Source organism: Clostridium moutaii, assembly GCF_041205085.1.
GTDB classification, from domain to species: domain Bacteria; phylum Bacillota; class Clostridia; order Clostridiales; family Clostridiaceae; genus Clostridium_B; species Clostridium_B moutaii.
The window spans coordinates 1-18,990 of the sequence record NZ_JBGEWD010000013.1 but is presented as its reverse complement, the minus strand read 5'-3'; the positions used below and the strand labels follow the sequence as shown (position 1 = coordinate 18,990).

The following is an 18,990-nucleotide window of genomic DNA, read 5'->3' as shown; positions in this document are numbered from 1 at the left end:
TTTAGTTTTTCTAATCGGCTAATATATAATAATTTCTAATGTACAATATGATATATTGTTTTAATTAATTTGTCAACTATTTGACCTGACTAATAATATTATGTATATCAGTATTAAAAATAATATCTACCATTTTTTCATTTCCATTGACATTTAAATGAAGCCCATCAATATAGTATTTTTCTTTTCCTTCCCCATTATCTTTAATAAAAAAAGAATAAAAATCTATGATTTGTATATTGTAATTTTTGCAAAAACTCTTTAATAAACTATTTAATTTTTTTAATTTATTATTTATATCACAAATATTCATTAAAAAATCCCATTTTTCTTTTGCCATTTCACTACAAATTGGTATAGATAATCCAAATATAGGTATTATATTATTTTGCATAAGTTGAAAAGCTATAGTAGCTAAATTTGCTGCGGCTTGATCTATATTTAAATTCCACACAAAATCATTTACACCTCCCATAATTATAGTATGTGTTGGATTATTTAAGATGACATCATTATATACTCTGGATAACATACCTGCCGAGGTATCTCCTGCTATCCCTTTATTTATAACTTCAACTCCTAATTTTTTTTTGAGAGTAGTTGTCCAAGTCTCACTTCTTTTCACCCCATATCCATAAGTCACACTATCTCCTAAACAAACTAATTTCATTTTACCACTCCTCCCTATCCTTATATCTCTCATACAAACTCGTCTCAGAGTTACTGCATTAATTTAAAACTTTTTTATTTTACATCTTAAGCATTTTTCTTCCAATTATATTAAGAAGCCGTATAATTAAGCAAGATACTACATAATCTCTCCGGAAATTTATTTTATATTTTTCCTGTCTACTAAAATTATATAATATGACATAAAAATTTGTGAAAAATCATTGAAGATATATGCCGTTAAGGATAAAATAATAGCATGTGAATAATAATATAAATAATTCTGTTGGATTAAATCTAAAGTATACTGTGGGAAGCGATAAATCTTATGTTAACAAATTTATTTAGAGGAGTACTTATAGGATTAATAACAGGCATGCCCTTAGGACCCATTGGTGCCATGTGCCTCAGAAACGCCCTTGATTTTGGGTGCAAATATGGCTTAGTTTCCGGACTTGGATCAGCATTTACAGATAGTATTTATGCCTCACTGGCTGTTCTTGGTTTTATAATAATAGAAAGATTTATTGTATTACATGAATTATATTTTCGCATTATAGGCGGCCTTATATTGATTTGTTTCGGTATTTATCCTTTTATAAGTAAAAAACAGAGCAAAACCTTAAACAAAAATACAGATAAACTTAATAGGGAAAGTATTTTCTCCAATGATAATTTATTATTCAAAACCTTCACTTCTACATTTTTGATGGCATTAGCAAACCCTGCCACTATTTTTTCATTTATGGCCGTATTTGCAGGTTTACATTTATCAAATGTAAAAACAAGCCCCATGAACAAATCTTTTTTAATTCTTGGTGTATTCACGGGAAGCATGATATGGTGGTTCATACTTGTTTTTACAGCAGGAAAATTCAACAATAAGCTTAACGTTAAAAATACAAAATTTATAAATAATATTTTAAACACAGCAATAATCTTTGGAGGAGTACTAGTATTTTTAAGTGCCTTTAATTCCTTCAGTATCAGAAGGCCTCCATTTTTGCATTCAAAATTATTTAAAATATTTTTTAACATCAGATCTAAAATACCCTTCCATAAATATAAATAAAAAACCGTATTTCATACCCTATGATTATTTTTTAAAAAACTTTGGGTTTAAAACCTTTGCCCCGTACTTCATTTGCATCCATAATTGACATAACTGCATTAGCATCTAAATTATAAATAAATCTCTTGGCCTCCTCCACCTGTCTAGAACTCATTATGGAATATATAATCTTTTTCTGAGTTCCAGTATAAGCCCCTTCTCCATAAAGATAGGTAACTCCTCTTCCAAGCTTTTCAACTATAGCTTTTTCTATACTTTCATTATCACTGGTTACTATAAACATTATCTTTTCCTTATCAAATCCTTCAATTGCCTTATCAACTACTACAGAATACATATACATAGATATCAAAGTATAGAGTGCAATTGGTAAATTTCCTATAATCATACCTATTGCCACTATTACTGCATTAATTGCAAAACCCATTTTTCCTATTGAAACTCCATACTTTCTCTTTATTGCCACTGCTATTATATCCGTACCTCCCTGAGAAGCCCTGCATTTAAATACAATTCCAGCTCCAATTCCTGTAAGCATTCCACTGCATAATGCCGATAAAAGAGGATCCGGCAGATAATAAAGGCTGTGCACTGACCTTGTGAATATCAAGGATAAAGACATGGCTGCCATACCAATAAAACTAAATATTCCAAATCTCCTATCTACGATTTTAAACCCGATTATAAATATAGGTATGTTTATTGCTATGACAAAATATCCTGAGGGTATATCTGTTAAATACTGAAATATAATTGCGATACCCGATACTCCACCACTTAAAAATTTATGGGGAATGATGAACATATTGACTCCAATAGAATATATGATATTTCCTATTATAATTACCAGTATTTTTAATATATTATTTTTTATATTTTTCATATTACCTCTCCATTTCAAATCTTTATTGCAAATAGATTTTATTATATATATGTATAATGGTCAATTATGATAACTGACCATTAATTTGTGGCATTATTTATAGGCAAGCATAATTATGAATTATATTGGTCACTTGTCCCATATCTTTCCCTATCTAATGAATACTCTTTTATCTTATTACTAAATATTTAGATAAATACATAAAATTTATTCGAAATAAAATAATTTGCACATTAAAGGATAAACAGAATAAAATATTATGAGAAGTAAAATCATGAGGAGACTTAAAAATGCTTTATTTTAATTATCCCGATAATTCAAATTATACATTTAATATTGGTGACACCTGCTTAAGGTTCTACAGAAATGATGGCAGTAACCATTCCGTAAAATTAAATGAACAAAAATTATCACCTGCTAATTTTAGTATTAGCTATCCAGTAATATCAAATGAAAAGGAGACAGAACCTCTTACGAAAATTAATAATATTATTGCAGATGAAGTAAGCAAGCTTTTTAGGAGTCAGGTTCTGCTGCCTGAAATTGTAGACTTCCATGATGTACTGGGAAATTATGAGGTAATGTTAAACCAGAAAAATGTTCTCAGCATACTTTTTAATATGGGTATTTATATAAATCATGCTGCTCATGGATATACAAAATATTCTTCTATAACAGTGAACACTGAGACAGGCCAGGTATATGAGTTCAGTGATCTATTTAATTCTAAAGTATATTATACTAAAATTTTAAATGAACTGGCACAGCAATACATTAAAGAAAATAATATTGATTTAATCGATGAATATAAGGGAATAACAGAGGATCAACAGTATTATCTAACTCCGGATAGTCTGGTGCTGTATTATCAGATTTATGAATATACCCCTTATGTATATGGGCTTTTTAAGATAGAAATTCCATACAATAAAATAAGTAATATTATTAGCCCGGTAGGTCCTATAGCCAGGCTTAATAGATAAAACAACAAATTTTTATTTTGAAAAGGTAATGTCAATAGTACCTGACACCTTTTCTATTATTTTGCCAACTTACACTAATTTAATAATAATATCCTCTTTTAGTTCGTTTTCCAGTTTTCTTCCTATTTCATCTAGAATATTTCTGATATCCTCTTTGGATTCTAAAATTTTTACTCCTTGAAGTATATTGGCAGCACTTATATTAACAATCCTTTTTAAATTACATTTAGATGTTTTATCTTTGTCTTCTGTATGCTTTTGTCTAATTATTAACAACTTCCCGCTAATAGCTTCAAAACATCTGAGTTTTAATCTGTCGCTTTCTTCCTTCATGGCGATAACTTCATAAAAACTATTTGAGCTATCAAGTCTTGTCATCAAATCATCAAAACAATTTTTAAATCTGCCATAAAACTGCTCTTTAAAATCATATTTGTTCAGTTCATTCAATACCTCTTTACAATCCCTTTCTATTACGGTCCTAACAGGTTCACATTCACTTTCCAAAAGTTCCGTAAATATCAATGAAAATTTATCTATTAAATCCGGCAATTCATGAATTTTGGAATAGGGTTTCTGGCTCTTTATTGTTTTTTCAATTTGTTCTATTAAGCCAGTAGATCTTTTATTCAACAAATAAGTTTTATTTTTTCTATAAATATTTATAACATTCACTGCTTTATCAAAAACATCCTTCTGATTTTCAAAAAATTTCTTTACGTCCACAAAATCTTCTTCATAACCCAGTAAATCGTCCTTTAAATTTTGAAGTTTTTCATAAAATTCCTTGGGATCATTTATACCTTTAATTTTTTCAAGTACTTTCTTTCCTGAAAGTAGAATATTTTCTCCTGGATATTCAAACTGTTTATAATATGTCAAGAGTTCATTTATCTTTGCCACTTCATTCCATGATAAATCCCTAAATTTTCTCATTAAACAATCTTCATCATCTGAAAGATCCGTAATTCCAAAAAACTCTTTAAGTAAATTTCTTGCAATTTTAATCTGATTTACAGGAATTTTTCTTCTCTTTTCCAAAAATATTTTATCCCCATAATCTTTCTTTGTGATATATTTTACCACTTCTCCATCAGAAATATCTATATATTCACTGTTTAATTTCAATCTTATTTCCTGCATTTTAAATAGTTTTGCCACTATTCCCTCTATATCAAGCTGATTCCAGCCATAAGGTACTTTTGAATATACACTATTTATTGCTTCCATTTTAATTGGTACATGACGGACTGTATTCCTTTCAATATAATTATTAATCTCCTGAATTGCCAATTTATTTTCATTCTTTTCTGTAACGGACATAAGCATACTACTTTCAGTGAATATGGCATTTATATCTTCGGAAGAATCTATGTATTTATTTATGTAGTTTAATTTGCCATATATACTGCCTACTAGTATTTTTAATCCGCTATTGATTCTATCTTCAGGGTGTTTTTCTTTAATATCTAGCTTTTGAGAACAAACATACATATCCGCATTTTCAAGTGCATCATAGAGTAAGATTCTCACTCTGTCCCTGCGTTCTATAACCTCCTTGCTTTTTCTTATATCTATTCCGTCAGCCCTGTCAGTAGATGCTGTATCGCATTTTTGCAATAAATATTCCTGAATTTTTAATACTTCTTCCATTTCCTCCATAAAAGCTGCGTTTCCTGGCAGTTTTATTATAAGGTTGTTTTCCTCAAAGGACATTAACTTTAATTCCTGAACTGTAAGCTCTGCACTATGGTCAAAGTATGGAGTTATTACCTTAATACCAATTTCAATATTTTGATTACCTCTGAATATTCTGCCATCTACTATAGAATTAAAGCCAAAAATATATCTTGCAGAATATCTGTATTTTTTATTCCTGTATATTTCTTCAAATATTATCTGGGAAACTTTCTGTATAATTTTACCCGGATCAATATTTATATTTCTGATTTTCTTATTGACAATTTGTTCTTCATAGGTTAAAAATACATACTCCTCCCCATTTTTCTCCACCATTGCCTCTTTTACCAGTGTTTTTAAAGAAATACCTATTTTATTCCTTAAATCTATTTTATCCTGATCTATGGATTCAATCATAAGAGTCGCAATGTTTTCAATAGTTGATGGAACTTTTTTAAGGTATTTTATCATAAATAGCACCTTTAAAATTTCTAAATCAAAAGGTTTTAATCTTTCATTATCTTCAGCATAAATCATTATATTCCTTACATCAGAATCCCAAAGATCATCCAATGCATGGTAAAAGGCTGAAAATGGTATAAGCGCCCCTACTTCATTATCCTCATAAGCAACTCCCGCTTTTTGAAAGGAAGAAAGCATGGAACGCTCTCCTTCTATCAGATGCTTTCCTGAAACTCCATGAATTCCAAGAGAGATAAATACCTGCTGAAGCAGGTTGAACTGGTAAGGCACAAAAGGGTATACTTCAATAAAATCTTCATAATCCCTATAGGGGGTTTTTTCAGGTATATCTGCAGAAAAAGTTATAAGATTTTTGAGTATTGAATTCTTTTTATTATATAAAAGCTTTAAAGTGTCATAAGCTCTACTGTTTTTTTTCAAAATTCTCTTTTTAATCACTTCACTTACATTGGCACTTGAAAGTGATAATCTTGTATTAAATCTTCCCTGTATTTTAGAGAAATCATTCCCACTAGCTTTTGTAACTGTATCTATATCCTGCTGACTTGTCACTATAATCCAGGCTTTTCCTCCACATTCTGTTCCAAGATCTTCTACTACAGTTTGAAGATTCAACATAAGTTGATAATTATTTCCAATATACTGTCCTATCTCATCTACCAAAAATACCAGGTGGTAATTTTCACCCTTGCTTTCTATATATTTTTTCACCCTTCCGGCAAATTTTTCTACACTTAACGAATAATTTTTTTCTCCTTCACGAAACCAATTTCTAGCAGATTCACAGCTCATCTTTGTAGATTTTGACAATGCTTCAATTAAAGAATCCTCCTCATAATAAAAATCTTCCCTGACATCGTTCCATTCTCTTCCTGATGCTTCCCTGAAGGCATTTTTGAATTTATTGTAAGTTCCATCTATCTCCATCTGTCTTTCAAGATCAGCCAACCAAGGTATGGAACCACAGAATCCCTGCATATCGTTAAATGCTCTCATAAATACCTTCACTATGGCATCCTTATTTGTCTTAAAACCCAAATCACTTTTGGATTCTATATTAAAAAGAATTACATCCGTCAAAGTATCTCCTGCCAGCTTAATATCCGCCATAACTTGGGGATCTTCAATTTTATCATTAAAATATTCCGCTGCTTTCCTGTTCCCCACTGTTTTATTCTCAAGAAGATATGACAATATTTTTAAGAAGTGAGATTTACCACTGCCAAAAAATCCTGATATCCATACTCCAATTTTATCAGTATTTCCTGTTATACCATTTTTATATGCATTAAAAAAATGGCTGAAATGTTTTAAAAGTTCCCCTGTAACTACATATTCATCCAATTCTTGATTTACATTTCCTTCATAATCCCGTCCTATTTTAATAACACCTTTTATGTCCCTGTCAATATTTTTGTAGAATATATCTTTAATTTTCATAATATAAAATGTGCCCCCTGGTATCTTTTAAAAAGTGTAACTGTCCTATAATAATTATCATACTTTATATATTTGAAAAGCACTAGCTTATGTTTATTATTATATCATAAAAATTTAATGAGAAATTGAGATGACTATCATATATTATCAGTATAAGATTCAAATGCAAAAGGAGACATAATAAATGGGAAGTATCAAAAAAATATCCAGCAGAGAATTAAGAAAAATGCTTAAAGACCAGTTTCCTCCACTTTTAATCGACGTTAGAACTCATAGGGAATTTCATAAAGGACATATCTTAAATAGCAAAAATATTCCTATTGAGCATTTTAAAGATACTATAAAAAAGATGCAATTAGATCTAAATTCTGTTATTGTAGTATACTGCAAATGCGGTATAAAATCTGCTAAGGCTTCTAATATATTAAGAAAACTGGGTTTTAAAAAAATTTATGATCTGGGTGGAATTGACAATTGGCATCATAGACTTAAACATTAATTTCATAAAAGACAGAGAAATTAGGTTATTTTATGTTATAACAATACAGCTAAACCTAATTCCTCCTGTTTGTCTTACTTATATCAATTTTTAATACTATTCCACTATCATTAAGTTTTTTGGATAATGATTTAACACTTCACATCCATCTTCAGTGGCAATTACTAAATCTTCTATTCGCACTCCAACTTCCCCCGGTATATAAATGCCTGGCTCAATGGAAAAAATTTGTCCTGGCTGAACTATATCAGTATTGACTGAAGAAACATCACCAAAATCATGATCATCTATTCCTATAGAATGTCCCAATCTATGAGTAAAATATTTTCCATAACCTTTTTCCGTAATATAATCTCTTGCTGCAGCATCTATATCACAAAACCTTACTCCTGCTTTAGCTTTTTCTATTCCTCTTTTATTTGCTTCAAGAACTACATTGTAAACCTCTTTGCTGTGCTCTGGTACATATTTATAGAAAACAGTCCTTGTCATATCCGAACAATATGAGTCTTTTTTACAACCAATGTCAATAACTACACTGTCCCCCTCTTTTACAGTTGAGCCATCCATTACATGATGTGGATTTGCTGCATTGACACCATAACCTACAATTGGATCAAAAGAATGACCTTCAGCTCCTAATTCCTCCCATATATCAGAAAGTATCTTTCCCATTTTCTTTTCTGAATATTTTTTTGGAATAAGATTAATCATTTTGCCTACAGCAATATCATTTAATTTAGAAGCATTTCTCATTAACTCTTTTTCTCTTTCATCTTTGCACATTCTCACTTTGTCAATGATTCCTGAGGCATTTACAAATGTACTTCCACCTTTTAATTCCATCAATCTAAGCAGGAAATGTGATGGCCAGTTCTTATCAATACCCATAGGTTTATCTTTTTCAACGTATTTTGCAAGAATTTCCACAGGTTTTTGCACATCATTGTACCATACAGTTTCTATTCCTATACCTTCACTCATAGGAAATAACTCATTGATAAACAATTTGTCATGTCCACTTAATGTTATATAAAGTGCCAGCATTCTCTCACCAGGTAAAATCCACTTTCCGGTAAGATAAAATATAGCAGATGGATCTGAAATTATCATTTGGGGTAACTTTTCCTCTTCCATAATCCTTAAAACTTTTTTAAGTCTTTCTTGTATCATTATAAATCAGCTCCTAATATAAATTATTATTTTAATTTCCTATATTTTATGAGAATAATAAATTAATAATCAGAAAATTATAATAGTTCCTTTACAATACTATCATATTTTTTTTGGCATGTACATATTTTTTTAATAATACAGTAATTATTTTTAATTACACAGTAATTATTTTGGATTGTAACTTTATTAAAATTTTTGATATTATTAAGACATATTTTATTGAATATATCTTTTTATTATGATATCATGTTGGGGTAAAAACTTATATAAAAATTCTAGATACAAGATTATGGAGGGAAATAATGATTGGTGAAATAGCTGAAAAAATCCGCAATTTAAGGAAAGGAAATAATCTCACTTTAAAGGACTTAAGCCAGAGGACTGGTCTTTCAGTTAGTTTTTTATCTCAGATAGAAAACGGCTCTTCTTCGCTTGCAATTACTTCCCTGAAAAAAATTTCAGATGCCTTGAATGTTAACATAAGCTACTTTTTTAAAGCTCCTGAAACTCATAATTTTCTAGTTAAGATAAATGAAGAAAAAACATTTAAAATGGAAGGTTCCAATTCAGAATTTATAAGAATAAGCAGTAATTTCCCCTCAAGAAGCATGGAGTCAATGCTGGTGATAATACCTCCTGAGCAGATGCACGGAAGTAAATTCAATCACCCCGGCGAGGAATTTGTATATGTATTGGAAGGTGGTCTCATTGTGACTTTGGATGGAACCGAATATTTTGTTGAAGCCAAAAATTGTATACAATATCCTTCAACCATTGTACATTCATGGAGGAATCCCATGAAGCAGGACACAAAATTGATTTGCGTAATAACTCCATTGATTTTTTAATAGTTATGATTTTTTCTTTTAATGCGATTCATAAACAGATAAAATACAAAATTTATTCATCAACAAGTCTGTATCCCACTCCTACCTCTGTATATATATACTCAGGTTGTGTAGGGTCTTTTTCTAACTTCCTCCTTAAATTCGCCATAAACACTCTAAGTGATTGGGTTTCATTTCCCAAAACAGAACCCCAAATTTCATTTATAATAAAATTATGAGTCAATACTTTTCCAGAATATCTACATAAAAGTGCCATTATTTTATATTCTATAGGAGTTAAATGTATGTCTCTTCCATCTACAACTACCCTTCTTTTCTCAAAATCAATAAACAGATTCTTAACTTTAAAAAAACTCATTTCTTTTTCCTGAACATTATTCATTCTGCTATGTCTTAAGGACACGCGGATTCTGGCAAGAAGCTCCCCTATTCCAAAAGGTTTGGTCAGATAATCATCTGCTCCTTTATCAAGAGCTTCCACCTTTTGCCTTTCATTCTCCCTTGCAGATACAATTATAATGGGAACTTTGGACCATTCCCTTATTTTCGATATGACTTCAATCCCATCAATGTCTGGAAGGCCTAGATCAAGTATTACAAGATCAGGATTATTTGACATGGAAAGTGCAACAGCTTCATTTCCCATATCGGTTTCAATATATTTATACTCTTGAGCAGACAATGCTGCAGTTATAAACCTTCTTATAATTTTGTCATCTTCAACTACCAGAATATATGGTTTGTTCACCACTTATCATTCACCTTCCTTTAATCTATTATCTTTTTACCAGGAATATTAAATCTAAAAATTGCACCTCCATTTCTTTTATTGAAAGCTACAATTTTTCCACCATGAATTTCTACAATGGATTTGCATATGGCAAGACCCAACCCCACACCTCTTCGTGAATCGGATATTTTGCTTCCATTTGTAAAAAACCTGTCAAATATATAAGGCAGTATTTTATCATCTATTCCTATACCATCATCAATGACTTCAAAAAATACATCCTCATTTTTCCCATAAGCTTTCACCTGTATGAGGGATCCTTTTGGAGAAAATTTTGCAGCATTGTCTATTAAATTTATAATCACCTGTTCAATCAGATTTCCATCCATAGGAGCCATTATCATTTTCTCAGGGACGCTTATTTTTATCTTATGATCTTTAAAATACTTGGAACTTCTTTGTGATGCCTCTGACAGTACTTCCTCCACTAATTCCATATTTTTATTGATTTTCATATTACCTTCATCAAACTTTGTCATGCTGAGTAGATTTTCAACCAATCTTATGAGCCATTCCGTATCATCGTAAACACCACTGAGAAGATTTTTTTTGGTATCCTCAGATATAAATTTACCATTCTCCAGAATTGTACTCACAGCTCCTTTAATTCCTGCCAGAGGACTTCTTAAATCATGAGAAATGGACCTTAAAAGACTGCTTCTCAACCTTTCCCTATCAATGTCCACTTTAGAAGACTCCTGCTGACTTACAAGTATTTCCCTGTCAAGTGCAATAGCCATCTGGCTTGTAACAGTTTTAAGTATGAATTTCTTCTCTGGCTCAAGAAATCTTTCGGAACAATAGACTCCAATAACTCCCAATATATTTCCCCGAACTTTTATAGGTACATAATATCCCTTTGCCCCATAAAGTGTATCCGTACCTGCCCCAGCCTCCTTACCTTTTAAAAAGCTCCAGTAAGCTACTGCACTTTCATCTTTATCCAAAAACGAAAATTTATTTTTTCCATTATCTTCATTATATATAAATGGAGTGGATAATTTGCCGTCTTTTGATAAATAACATATAACAGTTCTATCAACAAGCCTTGAAATATATTTTATGCCTATTGATACCACATCTGAATTTCCAACTGCACTAAGCAGTTTACTGCTGATTCTATAAAGTGTTTGCGTTCTTTTCTCTCTAATATACGAATTGGAAGCATCCTTTTGAATCTTGTTTGTAAGGTTGCCAATTATAAACGCTACAATAAGCATGATAACAAAAGTAATCAAATAATTTTTATCATAAAACTGAAATGAATATTTGGGTTCAATAAAAAGATAATTAAATGCAGCCACTCCGATTATTGATGATATTATTCCCAACAAGTATCCAGTCGTCTTAATGTACACAATTATAACACTTAAAATTAAAATCATGAATACATTGGCTTCAGAAAATCCCATATGTTCAAAAACCATAGCAATACAAATTGTAGTTAATATAATTACTGCAGTTTCAAAAATTTCTTTTAAGGATAAATTAAACTGTGGATTGAATTTTGAAACAAATTTTTTCTTCTTTTCCTCATATAGTGAATTGGGCACAACGTAAACGTCGGTATAGGAATTTGAATCCATGAGTTTATCAACCACATCTTTAGCATAAAAATGGAATATTCTACTGGTTTTTTTATTATTTTTTCCTATTATTATTTTAGTTATATTTCTAAATTTGGCATATTGTATTATTTGATCTGATACATCATCTCCATATACTGTAATTATCTCTCCACCTAACTGTTCTGTAAGGTTGAAGTATGAATTCAGCCTCTTTGTATCTTCTTTCCCTAATTTTTGCGATTTATCGGTTTTTACATACAGCACTATCCATTTGGAGCGATAAACTTCTGCCATTCTTGCAGCAGTACGTATGACCCTTGCAGAAGAAGGAGATGGACTAATACATGCCAGTATCTGATCTGAAGTTGGCACTACAGTAATTTGGTTCTTTGAAAGTCTAACAGTTTCCACTTCATAATTGACCCTGTCCGCTATTTTTCTAAGCGAAATTTCTCTCAAGGCATATAAATTATTTTTAGTAAAGAAATTATGAAGTGCACTTTTAACCCGTTCCTTAGTATATACTTTTCCATCATTAAATCGTTTTAAAAGCTCATCTGGTTCTATGTCTATAATTTCAACTTTATCCGCATCATCAAATACCTTGTCTGGAATGGTTTCTCTTACGGAAATATGAGTTATACTTTCTACTATATCATTTAAGCTTTCAATATGCTGAACATTTAAGGTAGTATAAACATCAATTCCCCCATCAAGAAGCTCATATATATCTTCCCACCTTTTCCTGTTCCTTTTCCCTTTAGAATTGGTGTGGGCAAGTTCATCTACAAGTATTATTTCAGGATTTCTTGCAAGTGCCTTATCAAGATCAAATTCTTTTAAGGTTATTCCCCTGTAATTGATGACTTTAGTATTTATACTCTCAATGCCCTTAGCCAAATCCATGGTTTCTTTTCTCCCATGGGGCTCTATATAGCCTATAACTACATCTTTTCCAAGTTGCTTGATTTCATATGCTTCCCTAAGCATTGAATAGGTCTTCCCAACCCCTGCAGCATATCCAAAAAATATTTTTAATTTTCCACGTCTACTGTGCTCATCTTCTTTCAATTTGTTTAAAAGATGGTCAGGATCAGGCCTTTTGTAATAATTTATTTTGATCATCCCCTAGTATAATTAATTTATATAAATCAATTATACATATTTTATTTAAATAGTACATATTTATTTTTTAAATAAAATACAATATTATTTTTGCAAAAATTATTGAATTCAATTCTATGTCCTTCAACCTCTCCTTTAAAATATAATTTTCTATAAGAGGCTGATTTACCTTCATTTAAGACTATTGTTATATTATTATTTCTTATACTATATCTACCTTTAATGCAAAATGTATCTCTATATAAATTGTTTATTACCGTACAGTCGTTATTTTTGGATAATACCAAAATTAAATTATTTTGAGGACATTCATATTTACCTGTATAGGGATCTTCACTATATCCTCTTTCTAAAAAAAATAATATATAACCAATAAACACCATAAATAATATTATAACAAATATCTTTTTCATAATATCCATCACCTGCTTTTAGGCTGTTGAATAATTAGCTACATATTTAATTATTCAACACCCGTTTTAAAAATAATTTTTACTTGTTTAAAATTGAAGCTATTTCAAGATTGACTTTAATTACATTTACTCTTGGTTCACCTAAAATTTCAAAAGTCTTGCCTTTAGTATATTTATTAACTATTTTTTGAATATCTCCCTTACTTATTCCTGTTGCTTTTGACACAGCAGGTATTTGTATTTTTGCAGCTTCAGGACCTATATCGGGATCAAGCCCTAAACCTGAACTTGTAAGAAGATCTGTAGGCATATCTTCTTCCTTCTTCACTCCAGGATGACTTTTTAAAAAATCATCTATATCTTTTTTAACTCTATCCTGCAGTATCTTATTTGATGGTGCCAAATTTTGAGATCCGGATGTCACTCCAGAGTACGCTGCTTTTCCATTTTTATCTGGCTTTGTATCCTTTTCTGTATAAGTATTATAATTTATGGATAAAATCCTACCTCTGAAAAATCTCGGGTCAGTAAAATTTTGCCCTATAATTTTTTTACTCTATCTTTTATGGCATCATATTCACCCCTTCTTACTGAAACGCCATCTTCCAAATCTACTCCACTCATTCTAGTCTGTGCTGTAAACTCTTCAAATTTTAAATCATCATATTTAGCCTTTTCTACTTTAGATCCCAATTTATATCCAAGTTCTACTGTAGATTTACCTTCTGGTGTATCATCCTTAAGATAACATATGACCGAATAATCTATAAGATCTTTTTTATTTGAATCTCCTACTGAAATAAAATCCGCAGCCAGCCTGTTTCCAAAAGTTATAGTTCCTGTTTTATCAAGTATCATGGTATCTACATCACCACAGGATTCAACTGCTTTTTCAGACATGGCTATAACATTAAATCTTGTAACTCTATCCATGCCTGCTATACCAATAGCAGATAACAGTCCTCCAATTGTAGTAGGAATTAGACACACCAATTATCATTTTTTACTTATCTGTTTTTCACACCAGTTTATAAAATGTTTCAAGGATAAAAAAACAGTAAAATTAAAACAACAAATATAATATCCAGCGCACCCATTCCTTCTTTAATTTTCATTTTCAATATTATCATCACAAATATAAAGTTAGGATTAAAATCACATACAGCTGTATAATGATTTTATAAAAATTTAGACACTACTAGTGTCAATTAATATTACAATTTTTATTATTCATATAATAAGGTAAAATAAACATAACAATTAAAAAAGAGCTATCCCTCTTTCTATTTTGAGAAGCTCTTTTAAAGGACAATTTATATTCAAAAAATGATCAAATTTAATCTTCGTCTATTATATAGGGTATAGTAATTATAGCTATATTCCTCCTTCTAAGCAACATGGTCTTGATAAATACTGCAGTTTGATTATGAAGTATATTTCCCCACCATTTTGTAACTACAAATTGAGGCAAAACTACTGTTACCGTATCTTTTGATCCTGCAGCATATTCTTCCGATTCTATGAATTTAACTAGCGGCCCCACTATATTTCTATAAGGAGACTTTTTCACGACTATAGGTATGTCAACATCATACTCGTGCCATTTTTTTAAAAGCTTTTCTGTAGCTTCATTATCCACAGAGACATGAAATATTATTATATTGTCCGATATAGTTCTGGCATAGTTCAATGCTTTTAAAAATGATTTATTCAAAGTATCTATAGGTACTATTACATATCGTTTCTGCCTTTTAAAATTTATTTCTTTAGGCATTTGCAAATCCTCCGCAGAAAGTTTTAGTTGCTTTGCTACTTCCGAATAGTGTATTTTTATTTTACCCATAACATATACAATTAAAGGTATGCATATGAAAACCACCCATGCACCATGTTTAAATCTAGTTATTCCTATAATGATAGTAGTAGTAAAAGTCAATACTGCACCCAACCCATTTATAAATGCCTTGTGTCTCCAGCCTTGTTTTTTACTTTTAGTCCATCTCCTAAACATGCCCCATTGTGATAAAGTAAATGATATAAACACGCCTACGGCATAAAGTGCCAATAGATAGTGTGTATCGCCCTTAAAAATTACAACTAGCATGGAAGATAAAATGCCCAATGTTATTATACCATTTGAATAACCGAGCCTTTTCCCGCGTTTTGTAAATTGTCTTGGAGCATAACCGTCTTTAGCCATAATTGCCAGTAAAAGTGGTAACCCTGCAAAGGAAGTATTTCCCGCCATGATTAGTATGATAGCTGTAGCTATTTGAATCAAATAAAATATGATATTTCCATTAAATATTTGCCCTGAAATCTGGGCAACTACAGTTACTTCTGAATTAGGAACAGCGTGATAAATTGTAGCCAAATATGAAATCCCCCCAAACATCAAAAGCACTATAAATGATAAAAGCGTCAATACAATTTTAGCATGTTTTTGTGATGGCTCCTTAAAATTTGGCACACCGTTGCTCACTGCTTCTATTCCGGTTAAAGCCGTACATCCAGCTGCAAAAGCTCTCAAAAATAAAAACAATGTTATACTTCCTGAAACCTTAGGTATTTTATAAGCGAGTTTAGGTATATACCCTAAAAAATGTACTCTAATTATTCCCCATATAATCATAAATAATATTGAGATTATAAATAGATAAGTGGGAATTCCAAATACCTTTGAGGATTCTCTTATCCCCTTTAAGTTTCCAATAACTAAAACTAATATGAGCAATAATGTAATACCAACTTTATGCTCCAATAAATGTGGTACTGCTGAAGTTATTGCTGCAGTACCTGCCGAAGCACTTACTGCCACAGTTAATATATAATCAATGGTAAGTGAAGCACCTGCCACAAGCCCAGCAGTTGTCCCCAAATTATCCTTTGCTACAATATAAGAACCTCCACCTCCCGGATATGCATCTATAGTTTGTCTATATGAAAATGTAAGCATAAATAGTAGAAATACAATACACAGTGAGGCATAAAGCATATATCTATAGGACATTATACCCATAACTGGAATAAGTATTAATAATATTTCTTCCCCTGCATAGGCTACAGAAGAAATAGCATCACTGGACATTATAGGAAGTCCCCAAAGTACATTAAACTTCTCACTTTTTAATTCCTCAGTTTTTAAACTTTTGCCTATAAGAATATTTGAGAAATTTGGTAATTCAAATTTCATTTTTAACACCCCTGGAAATAAATTTTTAATTTTTTATCAATATGCTATAGTTTTTTATAATTTTATTACTACTGTGCTTATTATTTACATTTTAAATATCTTATATCCAATATAATTTCCAGCACAATTATAAACTTTGCATTTTTTCAGTTATAATATTATCATCCTAAATATAAAACTAGAATTAAGATTGTACTTATTTATATAAAGATTGTATAAAGATTTTACTTTAAAACAAAAATACATGGCCTCCTAAATTAATAAATTTTCCTATTTTTAAGTAACAAAATTTATATTGGAAAATAACCTAATATTGTACACAACTTTATAAAACTTGTAATAAATTATAGACGGAGGTTATTTCCATGAATTGTATCGACGCTGGAGGCGCATATTGCCCATGTCATCTTGCGGAAACCCTGGATTGTGTGCTTTGTTCACAGCTTTCTGGTAAAGAATTTTGCCAGTGTAAAGACTGGTGCGGCGTTTGCATATACGACCAATATATATCAAACGGCAACAAGGCTAAGAATTTAAGAAAAACTTATACTTGTACTGTATTTAAAAAGAGTTTGCCTGATAAAAATTTATGCTTACTTACTTTAAAAGCTCCTGAAAATCTTACAAGAGAGCTTATTTATCCAGGAAGTTTTATATTTTTAAGAAATATAGAAAATGCAAATTACTATGATGTTCCAATATCAATAATGGAAGCTAATATAGATAAAAGCACCTTAAAGATTGCAATAAAATTAAATGGGACTAAAACAAAAAATCTATTTAAATTGGGTGAAGAAAACCAGGTATTGGTTAGAGGTCCATTTTCAAACGGAATAATGGGTCTTTCAAATGTCTACGGAGCTAAAAATGGCACCTCATTAATTATAGCCCGTGGCATAGGTATTGCACCTTCGATTCCTGTTATAAAAAAGTTATATTCAAATAATAATAAAATCATTTCCATAGTTGATACACAATTTGATGGCAATTTCAGTAAAAAATATTTTGATGATTACAGTTCAGATATAGTAAATTGTACAACCATGAAAGGTGAAAATCTTACAGATAAATTTAAAACCATTCTCCAAGATCTTTTAACTACAGAAGACATAAATATAATTCATTGTGGTGGTCCTGATATATTAATTTATAAAGTTCTCCAATTTGTAGACAAATCCATAAACTTTTCCTGCTGCAACAATTCTAAAATGAACTGTGGTGAAGGAATATGTTCCAGCTGCACCAAACATTATAAAAATGATGTGGTTAAGAGACTGTGCAAGGTCCAGATGGACCCAAGAGATTTATTTAAAGATAGAAATTTTATATAGGGGGCATTTTTTATGAAAGTAATAGTAATTGGTTCTGGATGGTCCGGATGTGCTGCAGCTCTAACTGCCAAAAAAGCAGGTGCAGATGTAACTATTTATGAAAAAACAGATATGATCCTCGGTCTGGGAAATGTAGGTGGAATAATGAGAAACAACGGCAGATATACAGCTGCCGAAGAAATAACAGCTCTCGGAGCAGGTGACCTTATAAATATTACTGACAGTCTTACCAGACATAAAAATTTGGATTTTCCAAATCATGCTCATGCATGGCTTTATGACGTAAATAAAATTGAACCAATTGTTAGGAAATATATTTTAAGCAAAGGTATAAAGATAAATTTAATGTCAAGAGTAGTAGATGTTAAAATGGAGGTCAATAAGATAAAAGGAATATATACCTCTGATGGGAATTACGAGGAAGCTGATGTATTTGTTGAAACTACCGGTTCCACAGGACCCATGGGAAACTGTATAAGATATGGGAATGGCTGCTCTATGTGTATACTTAGGTGCCCATCATTTGGTCCAAGAATAAGTATAAGCAGCTGTGCCGGAGTGGAGGACCTCCATGGGGAAAGGGCAGATGGAAATTACGGAGCTTTCAGCGGTTCCTGCAAGCTTGCAAAAGAAACAATCGGCAAAGACTTATTAAATAAAGTCGAAGAAAAAGGTGTAGCTGTACTCAAAGTTCCCAAAGAAGATATAAATCTGGATAAACTGCAGGCCAAGGTATGTCAGCAATATGCCTTAAAAGAATTTGCTGAAAATATAATTTTACTGGATACAGGTCATGCAGTATAAACAAAACTGCAACTTATCAAAAAGTATTTAAAC

Annotated in this window: 13 protein-coding genes and 3 pseudogenes; 6 read left to right on the top strand and 10 right to left on the bottom strand. The window is 30.9% G+C overall.

Translation table 11 applies throughout. The annotated features are described in order from the left end of the window. Window positions 1–76: 76 nt before the first annotated feature. Window positions 77–670, bottom strand: a complete 594-nt coding sequence (locus tag AB8U03_RS12925; RefSeq protein WP_369704969.1) for a GDSL-type esterase/lipase family protein — start codon at window positions 668–670, stop codon at window positions 77–79. Between the two features lie 327 nt (window positions 671–997). On the opposite strand from AB8U03_RS12925, the gene AB8U03_RS12920 reads away from it, so the two are divergent. After that, a complete protein-coding gene (locus tag AB8U03_RS12920; protein ID WP_369704968.1) occupies window positions 998–1,741 on the top strand; it encodes a LysE family translocator in 744 nt (247 codons plus the stop codon). Between the two features lie 31 nt (window positions 1,742–1,772). Here the strand turns inward: AB8U03_RS12920 and AB8U03_RS12915 are convergent, their stop codons facing one another. Continuing rightward, on the bottom strand, window positions 1,773–2,624 hold the full coding sequence (locus tag AB8U03_RS12915) for a YitT family protein (RefSeq protein WP_369704967.1): 852 nt from the start codon (window positions 2,622–2,624) through the stop codon (window positions 1,773–1,775). Window positions 2,625–2,914: 290 nt separating this feature from the next. Here AB8U03_RS12915 and AB8U03_RS12910 point away from each other — a divergent pair, with 290 nt between their 5' ends. Next, window positions 2,915–3,607, top strand: coding sequence for a DUF3298 and DUF4163 domain-containing protein (locus tag AB8U03_RS12910; RefSeq protein WP_369704966.1), 693 nt, complete (start codon window positions 2,915–2,917; stop codon window positions 3,605–3,607). 69 nt (window positions 3,608–3,676) lie between these two features. On the opposite strand, the gene brxC is transcribed toward AB8U03_RS12910, so the two are convergent. Then, the gene (brxC, locus tag AB8U03_RS12905; protein ID WP_369704965.1) at window positions 3,677–7,210 is read right to left on the bottom strand and encodes a BREX system P-loop protein BrxC; all 3,534 of its coding nucleotides are present in this window, start codon (window positions 7,208–7,210) and stop codon (window positions 3,677–3,679) included. 184 nt (window positions 7,211–7,394) lie between these two features. On the opposite strand from brxC, the gene AB8U03_RS12900 reads away from it, so the two are divergent. Continuing rightward, window positions 7,395–7,709, top strand: a complete 315-nt coding sequence (locus AB8U03_RS12900; RefSeq protein WP_369704964.1) for a rhodanese-like domain-containing protein — start codon at window positions 7,395–7,397, stop codon at window positions 7,707–7,709. Window positions 7,710–7,805: 96 nt separating this feature from the next. On the opposite strand, the gene AB8U03_RS12895 is transcribed toward AB8U03_RS12900, so the two are convergent. Next, on the bottom strand, window positions 7,806–8,882 hold the full coding sequence (locus tag AB8U03_RS12895; RefSeq protein ID WP_369704963.1) for a M24 family metallopeptidase: 1,077 nt from the start codon (window positions 8,880–8,882) through the stop codon (window positions 7,806–7,808). Between the two features lie 305 nt (window positions 8,883–9,187). Between AB8U03_RS12895 and AB8U03_RS12890 the strand changes: the two genes are divergently transcribed. Further along, on the top strand, window positions 9,188–9,733 hold the full coding sequence (locus AB8U03_RS12890) for a helix-turn-helix domain-containing protein (RefSeq protein ID WP_369704962.1): 546 nt from the start codon (window positions 9,188–9,190) through the stop codon (window positions 9,731–9,733). A 52-nt stretch (window positions 9,734–9,785) separates the two neighbouring features. On the opposite strand, the gene AB8U03_RS12885 is transcribed toward AB8U03_RS12890, so the two are convergent. The 6 genes and pseudogenes from AB8U03_RS12885 to AB8U03_RS12860 form a co-directional block, all read right to left on the bottom strand. Then, on the bottom strand, window positions 9,786–10,484 hold the full coding sequence (locus AB8U03_RS12885; protein ID WP_369704961.1) for a response regulator: 699 nt from the start codon (window positions 10,482–10,484) through the stop codon (window positions 9,786–9,788). A gap of 17 nt (window positions 10,485–10,501) precedes the next feature. Next, window positions 10,502–13,216, bottom strand: coding sequence for a DUF4118 domain-containing protein (locus AB8U03_RS12880; RefSeq protein ID WP_369704960.1), 2,715 nt, complete (start codon window positions 13,214–13,216; stop codon window positions 10,502–10,504). A gap of 41 nt (window positions 13,217–13,257) precedes the next feature. Continuing rightward, on the bottom strand, window positions 13,258–13,629 hold the full coding sequence (locus AB8U03_RS12875) for a hypothetical protein (RefSeq protein ID WP_369704959.1): 372 nt from the start codon (window positions 13,627–13,629) through the stop codon (window positions 13,258–13,260). A gap of 79 nt (window positions 13,630–13,708) precedes the next feature. Continuing rightward, window positions 13,709–14,179: pseudogene (locus AB8U03_RS12870) on the bottom strand (potassium-transporting ATPase subunit C); the annotation flags it as partial. Further along, window positions 14,173–14,622: pseudogene (locus AB8U03_RS12865) on the bottom strand (potassium-transporting ATPase subunit B); the annotation flags it as partial. The pseudogenes AB8U03_RS12870 and AB8U03_RS12865, both read right to left, overlap by 7 nt. Window positions 14,623–14,965: 343 nt before the next feature. Further along, window positions 14,966–16,822 carry an APC family permease gene (locus AB8U03_RS12860; RefSeq protein WP_369704958.1) on the bottom strand — a complete coding sequence of 619 codons (1,857 nt, stop codon included), beginning with the start codon at window positions 16,820–16,822 and terminating at the stop codon, window positions 14,966–14,968. A gap of 365 nt (window positions 16,823–17,187) precedes the next feature. Between AB8U03_RS12860 and AB8U03_RS12855 the strand changes: the two genes are divergently transcribed. Then, window positions 17,188–18,153, top strand: coding sequence for a sulfide/dihydroorotate dehydrogenase-like FAD/NAD-binding protein (locus AB8U03_RS12855; protein ID WP_369704957.1), 966 nt, complete (start codon window positions 17,188–17,190; stop codon window positions 18,151–18,153). Between the two features lie 12 nt (window positions 18,154–18,165). Beyond that, window positions 18,166–18,951: pseudogene (locus AB8U03_RS12850) on the top strand (FAD-dependent oxidoreductase); the annotation flags it as partial. Window positions 18,952–18,990: the final 39 nt, after the last annotated feature.

Bases quoted from the DNA above. Each gene is read 5' to 3' on its own strand.
- AB8U03_RS12900 (WP_369704964.1), top strand. From the start codon at position 7,395: ATGGGAAGTATCAAAAAAATATCCAGCAGAGAATTAAGAAAAATGCTT.
- AB8U03_RS12895 (WP_369704963.1), bottom strand. From the start codon at position 8,882: ATGATACAAGAAAGACTTAAAAAAGTTTTAAGGATTATGGAAGAGGAA.
- brxC (WP_369704965.1), bottom strand. From the start codon at position 7,210: ATGAAAATTAAAGATATATTCTACAAAAATATTGACAGGGACATAAAA.
- AB8U03_RS12855 (WP_369704957.1), top strand. From the start codon at position 17,188: ATGAATTGTATCGACGCTGGAGGCGCATATTGCCCATGTCATCTTGCG.
- AB8U03_RS12860 (WP_369704958.1), bottom strand. From the start codon at position 16,822: ATGAAATTTGAATTACCAAATTTCTCAAATATTCTTATAGGCAAAAGT.
- AB8U03_RS12880 (WP_369704960.1), bottom strand. From the start codon at position 13,216: ATGATCAAAATAAATTATTACAAAAGGCCTGATCCTGACCATCTTTTA.
- AB8U03_RS12875 (WP_369704959.1), bottom strand. From the start codon at position 13,629: ATGAAAAAGATATTTGTTATAATATTATTTATGGTGTTTATTGGTTAT.
- AB8U03_RS12915 (WP_369704967.1), bottom strand. From the start codon at position 2,624: ATGAAAAATATAAAAAATAATATATTAAAAATACTGGTAATTATAATA.
- AB8U03_RS12925 (WP_369704969.1), bottom strand. From the start codon at position 670: ATGAAATTAGTTTGTTTAGGAGATAGTGTGACTTATGGATATGGGGTG.
- AB8U03_RS12920 (WP_369704968.1), top strand. From the start codon at position 998: ATGTTAACAAATTTATTTAGAGGAGTACTTATAGGATTAATAACAGGC.
- AB8U03_RS12910 (WP_369704966.1), top strand. From the start codon at position 2,915: ATGCTTTATTTTAATTATCCCGATAATTCAAATTATACATTTAATATT.
- AB8U03_RS12890 (WP_369704962.1), top strand. From the start codon at position 9,188: ATGATTGGTGAAATAGCTGAAAAAATCCGCAATTTAAGGAAAGGAAAT.